Origin of the sequence: Corynebacterium sp. HMSC059E07, assembly GCF_001814395.1 — a bacterium.
Lineage (GTDB): Bacteria > Actinomycetota > Actinomycetes > Mycobacteriales > Mycobacteriaceae > Corynebacterium > Corynebacterium hesseae.
Genome location: NZ_KV816269.1, coordinates 1 through 3,420, shown reverse-complemented (window position 1 = coordinate 3,420; position 3,420 = coordinate 1). Strand labels below are relative to the sequence as shown.

The following is a 3,420-nucleotide window of genomic DNA, read 5'->3' as shown; positions in this document are numbered from 1 at the left end:
GGACAACAACGGCAACGGCACGCCTGCTGGTGAGCAACCGGGAGAGCCGAACGAGCCTACTCCGAATGAGAACCAGCGTTGCTTGGCTACTGGTCTGGGTGTTGGTATCCCACTGCTGTTCCTGATTCCGGTTGGTTTGGCTTCCCAGCTGAACATTCCGGGGCTGAAGGACTTTGTGGCTCCGATTGATAGCCAGATTCAGGCTTTGAATACTCAGCTGCAGAAGCAGGCTGGTATCTTCCAGGGCCCGCTGGCTGGTCAGGTTGCTGGAATTGATGCGCAGCTGAAGCGCTTCGGTATCAATGGCAGCACCCTTGCTTTGGTTGCTGCTGGTGCGCTGGCTATCGGCCTTATCGCTGATGCTTGTGCTCCGGGTGCAGGTTCTTCCAACGGTTCCTCCAAGTAAGAGAGACACTGACGTACACCGAGGGCCAGTCGGCCCTTAGGGGGCCGGCTGACACATAGAAGGTCAGTCTAAAGACCAAGCCCCCTTTCCCACCGTTTCCCTGCGGTGGGGGAGGGGGCTTTGGTGATCTTGGAGCAAGGACGGATTGTGCGCTGATGCTCGGGTGAGGGAACGATGAGATTGAGCGGGTGGGGGTTTGGGGGACGTCGCCAAGCAATGCAGCGCCAGAAGTATGCGATAATTCTAGAATGACTACCGTAGGCGACATCGCAGGCCACATCGGAACCCCGCTGACAGGAAACGCCACCAAGGTGCTTCTTTTGGGGGCGGGAGAGCTGGGCAAGCAATTGGTAATTGCCTTTCAGAACTTAGGGCTGGAGGTCCACGCCGTGGACCGCTACGCAGGAGCCCCCGCGCAGCAGCTCGCGCACTTTAGCTACATCGCAGACATCAGGGACCCACACAAGGTGTGGGAGCTTACAGAGCGCATCAAACCGGACTACGTGGTCCCGGAAGTGGAGACCGTCGCAGTGGAGGCGCTGATGCGTATTGAGGAATTCGGCACCACCGTCGTGCCGACGGCACGGGCCTGTGAGCTGACACAGTGCCGCGAGAGCGTGCGTGAGGTGGCTGAGAGCATCGGCCTGCCCGTAACTGCCTATCGCTTTGCTGAGTCCGCTGAGGAGTTGAAAGAGGCGGTGGGGGAGTTGGGTCTGCCGTGCATCGTGAAGCCGGATATTACGACCTCCGGCAAGGGGCACGTCCTTCTTAAGGAAGAAGAGGATGTGGAAGAGGCCTGGGCCATGGTGCGCCACGTGTCCTCCGATAATAAGCGCGTGGTGGTGGAGCGCTTCGTTGACTTTGACTATGAGGTCACGCTGCTTGCTGTGCGCTCCATCGATCCGGTTACGGGCAAGATGGCCACGTGGTTCAGTGAGCCCATTGGCCACCGCCACGAGCACGGTGATTTGGTGGAGTCCTGGCAGCCCATGGCGATGAGTGAGGACGCCCTGGCGAATGCACGCTCCGTCGCGGCGCGTATCTCCAACGAGTTGGGCGGGCGCGGCGTCTACGGTGTTGAGCTCTTCGTGGCGGGCGATGAGGTGTACTTCTCCTCCGTCTCACCGCGTCCTTTGGACACCGCCATGCTGACCGGATACACGCAGCGCTTCTCTGAGTTTGAGCTTCATGTTCGTGCTATCTTGGGCTTCCCTATTGACGTGACGATGGTCAGCCCTGGTGCTGCGGTCATCCTGCACGCGGACGCCGAGCTTGACGACGTCTCCTTCTCCGGCCTCGACACCGCCCTATCCTATGAAGAGACCGACGTGCGCCTGTTTGGAAAGCCTTGGGCCTACGCCGGCCGCCGCATGGGCATGGTGGCTACGACCGCCGAGGATGTTGAGACCGCCCGCGACAGGGCAGCGCTCGCGGCCGGAAAGATTACTGTTGGGCCGAATACTGATAAAACCGTCCACGGCGACTCACAGCCCGTGGAGCCTACCGCCAATGCCGTCTCCGACATTGAGCTAATTGAGGTCCCAGAGCCGGTTGTCGACGTCGACCCGAAACTCATCCGCTCCACCGACGATTAAAGAAACAGTGACGTTATAAGTTAAGGGGAATGGTACCCCACGCCTTGACAGGGGAGTGGGGTACCGAATGTGATTGAAGTGGCCGCGTGTTACGTATGGCCACTTCTGCGCATTTCTGGGGGCTAGTTGCCGGCGGGTTGGGGTGACTCGTGCGGGCCTCTTTCGTCCGGGGAAGCCGGTCGGCGCAGCGCCGCCTTAAAGAAACGCTTATGCAAAAACTTAAGAAACCTTAAATGGAGAAATCTAAGAAAATCTGGGTTATGTGCCACGTCAACATTTAGGGGAACGTATTGGCGAAAAACGGCCCAAAGGTCGAGCGCATAGCACGTTTTACCTGCCGAATTGTCGACATGTGGGGGTATAAGGAAAAGTTATGCAGCAATCAACTATCTTGCGGCTAGCTGTGAGCGATGATAGTATCCTGAGTGGACTATAAGAGTACGTGAGATTCTTAAGGAGAATCGCCGGTCAGGGTGTAAAAACCTACGTCCAGATTTCAGATTGTCTCAGCGGAAACTTACTGCTGTGCAAAGCAACTTGTAGACATTCACATCATTCGAAGAGGAAACGATGAGTAAATTAAGGAATATCTCCAGAGAGGGGTGGATGGTCCTTACTGCTGTTTTCACAGCAATAGCAGTGATTGCGGCCATGGTCACCGTTCCCTGGGCGAAGGCCGGTGCGGCTGAGCCGACCGATTTCACGCCCAACACTTCGCTGGGTAACGAGAGCAAGAAGGAAGAAAAAGATCCGCAGCACCTCGCGGCGGATTACAACTGGGGTCTGCTTGTTTGGGCAGGTGAACCAGCGGGGCCCGGCTTCAACAACGGCGGAAACAAAGATAATAATGTCGGCTGGGCTTGGTGTATTGAGCCGCATGCTAAGACTCCGCTTAATACGTTCGAAAAATATGACAAAAAGAACGCCACGAAGCTTGAGTATGACGCGACCTACCATGACGCGGTGATTAATCTCGGTCGGAAGATGGAATCAGCAGCTGCTAAGGGGGATAGCAAGTCGGCTGCTAATTACTACGTTTACCTTCTGATGTTCCTTAACTCGTCGCAAAACCCAAAGAGCTGGCCGGCCAGCACTATCGTGCAGAATGATAAGAAGTATTTTCCGGCGTTTACCGGTTCGCACGAAGAGTTCACCCAACTTACGGGTTATAAAATCGAAGGATCTGTTGACAACCCGCAGCTTGTCAAAGATCCGACTGTAGAGATCGCGCAGCAGCCTGCCGATGCGTATATCACCGTTGTGCATCCCAATAAGAATCGTAATTCGCGTGCACAGTCTGTGATTCCGGTAGACCAGCCAGGTTTGCCTGATGATGGTGACGAAACTCCGGGTGAGGAGACTACTTCTCCCAAGCCGTCTGACTCGGATAAGCCGGAGCCGTCCCCGTCGACTTCGTCT

General features: G+C 56.3%; 2 protein-coding genes and 1 pseudogene. All 3 read left to right on the top strand.

Annotation, left to right across the window (positions count from 1 at the left end; all coding sequences use genetic code 11):
• On the top strand, positions 1 to 406 hold a 406-nt coding region (locus HMPREF2967_RS00295), incomplete at its 5' end, for a hypothetical protein (RefSeq protein WP_158014658.1).
• Between the two features lie 248 nt (positions 407 to 654).
• On the top strand, positions 655 to 2,001 hold the full coding sequence (purT, locus tag HMPREF2967_RS00290; RefSeq protein ID WP_070684488.1) for a formate-dependent phosphoribosylglycinamide formyltransferase: 1,347 nt from the start codon (positions 655 to 657) through the stop codon (positions 1,999 to 2,001).
• Positions 2,002 to 2,571: 570 nt separating this feature from the next.
• Positions 2,572 to 3,420, top strand: a pseudogene (locus HMPREF2967_RS13170) (adhesin); the annotation flags it as partial.

Excerpts from the sequence above, each read along its gene's own strand:
- purT (WP_070684488.1), top strand. The coding sequence starts at position 655 with ATGACTACCGTAGGCGACATCGCAGGCCACATCGGAACCCCGCTGACA.